Source organism: Streptomyces sp. PA03-1a (genome assembly GCF_033792805.1).
In the GTDB taxonomy this organism is placed as follows: domain Bacteria; phylum Actinomycetota; class Actinomycetes; order Streptomycetales; family Streptomycetaceae; genus Actinacidiphila.
Genome location: NZ_JARAVO010000449.1, coordinates 1 through 2,406 on the forward strand (window position 1 = coordinate 1; position 2,406 = coordinate 2,406).

The window sequence follows — 2,406 nt, forward strand, 5'->3', positions numbered from 1 at the left end:
TTGGCACGCTGTTGAGTTCTCAAGGAACGGAAGCTTCCTTCGAGACCGTTTCACCGGCCCCTCCGGGCTTTCCCTTCGTTGTCTCCAACCTTACCAGATCCGTTTCGCGTTTCCGCTCTTCGTTTCCGGCCCCCTATTGGAGCGGGGTTTGTCTTCCGGCTTTCGCCTTTCGACGTCTCCGACTTTATCAGACTCTTTCGCGTCCGATTACCGCCGAGGTTTTGCCTCTATGAATAGCGACACAAAAGACCACTCAGAAAGTTCTTTCTGAGAGGTGCGATGCGATCGATAGTCTTTCGAAGCGGGCTAGATCCTAGCCGCTGGCCCTCGAACATGTCCAGTTCGAGGCAACTGCTCAAATCTACCTCCCCGTGCCACCCGTGTCAACAGGTGTCTTGGGGCGAAGAGGAGACTAGCAGGTCAGCAACGCCGGATGCACATCGTCGGCGCCGGCCGTCCGGGTCACGCCGCGGTGGGCAGGACGTCGCTGCGGTCCGCCCGTTCCAGGTCGCCCGTCTCGCCGGCGAGGGCCGCGCGGCGCCCGATGACGAAGACGTAGACGAGGAAGAGCAGCTCGGCGGTGACGCCGATGCCGATGCGGGCCCAGGTGGGCAGGCCGGAGGGGGTGACGAAGGCTTCGAGGGCGCCGGAGACGAAGAGGACCGCGGCGAGGCCGATGGCCATGCCGATCGCGGCCCGGCCTTCTTCGGCGAGGGCCGTACGGCGGGGGCGCGGGCCGGGGTCGACGACGGTCCAGCCGAGGCGGAGTCCTGTGCCGGCGGCGACGAAGACGGCGGTCAGTTCGAGGAGGCCGTGCGGGAGGAGCAGTCCGAGGAAGGTGTCGAGGCGGCCCGCGGAGCCCATGAGGCCGAGCCCGAGACCCAGGTTGAGCATGTTCTCGAACAGTACGTAGAGGACGGGGAGCCCGAGGAAGACGCCGAGGACCAGGCAGTAGCCGGCTGCCATGGCGTTGTTCGTCCAGACCTGGGCCGCGAAGGAGGCGGCGGGGTGGCTGGAGTAGTACGCCTCGTACTCGCCGCCGGGGCGGGTCAGGGCGCGCAGTTCGTCGGGGGCGGCGATGGCGGACTGGACCTCGGGGTGGGTGGCGACCCACCAGCCGATGAGGGCGGCGACCGCGGTGGAGACGAGCGCGGTGGGGACCCACCAGTGGCGCGAGCGGTATATCGCGGCGGGGAAGGCGCGGGTGAAGAAGAGAACCGCGTCGCGCCAGCCGGGGGTGCGGGCGCCGGTGACGGCGCTGCGCGCGCGGGCGACGAGCGTGGTGAGCCGTCCGACGAGTGCGGGGTCGGGGGCGCTGGACTGGACGAGGGACAGGTGGGTGGCGGCGCGTTGGTAGAGGGTGACGAGTTCGTCGGCTTCCTCCCCGGACAGGCGCCGACGCCGGCGCAGCAGCGTGTCGAGCCGGTCCCACTCGTGGCGGTGGGCGGCTGCGAAGACGTCGAGGTCCATGGGCGCTGCTCCTGGCTGGCCGGGGAGGTCCCAGCTTGGCAGACGGGGCAGACTGGTCGCTCCGGGTCCGGGGTGGGCAGGAGGAGGGTTCCCGCATGGGTGAGGCGAGCGCGGCGGGCGGTGCCGGCCGGCTGGTGACGGGTGAGGCGGTCGAACTGGGTTTGCACCCGGCGAAGCTGCCGAGCCGGGCGCTGGCGGCGGCGCTGGACGGCGTCGTGTACATCGGCGGTTATCTGGTCGTGTCGATCGTGCTGATGGTGGCGACGGCGTCGATGGACGGGGCGGCGGTGGCGGCGGTGTACGTGACCTCGCTGGTGCTGGTGCTGTTCGGGGTGCCGATCGCGGTGGAGACGCTGACCCGGGGGCGGTCGCTGGGGAAGCTGGCCTGCGGGTTGCGGGTGGTGCGGGACGACGGGGGGCCGATCCGGTTCCGGCACGCGCTGGTGCGCGGGGCGGTCGGGGTGGTCGAGATCCAGATGTTCCTCGGGGTGATCGCCTGCATCGCCTCGCTGGTGTCGGCGCGCGGTCGGCGGATCGGGGACGTCTTCGCGGGGACGCTGGTGGTGCGGGAACGGATTCCGGTGCCGCGGTCGCCGCGGCCGATGCCACCCGCGCCGCCGTGGCTGGCGGGGCAGTTGGCGGGGGTCGACCTGTCGGCGGTGCCGGAGGGGCTGTGGCTGGCAGTGCGGCAGTACCTGTCGCGGATGCATCAGCTGGATCCGCGGGTGGGCTGGTCGATGGCGGAACGGCTCGCGGGGGACGTCGTGGCGTGCACGGGGGCCACGGTGCCGGAGGGGACGCCGCCGGCGGGGTTCCTGGCGGCTGTGGTGGCGGAGCGGCAGGCGCGGGACGCGCGCCGGGTCTTCGGCGCTCCGGTCGGTGCTCCGGCCGACGGGGTCGCCGAGCCGGGGGGCTTCGGGGTCGAAGAGCCGGGGA

The 2,406-nt window shown here is 71.1% G+C and carries 2 protein-coding genes; one reads left to right on the forward strand and one right to left on the reverse strand.

Features of this window, described 5'->3' with window-relative positions:
- Positions 1-462: 462 nt before the first annotated feature.
- Positions 463-1,470, reverse strand: coding sequence for a stage II sporulation protein M (locus tag PV341_RS44740; protein ID WP_500328605.1), 1,008 nt, complete (start codon positions 1,468-1,470; stop codon positions 463-465).
- Between the two features lie 95 nt (positions 1,471-1,565).
- Between PV341_RS44740 and PV341_RS44745 the strand changes: the two genes are divergently transcribed.
- Positions 1,566-2,406 (forward strand): RDD family protein (locus tag PV341_RS44745; protein ID WP_500360986.1); only part of this gene is annotated, 841 nt, incomplete at its 3' end.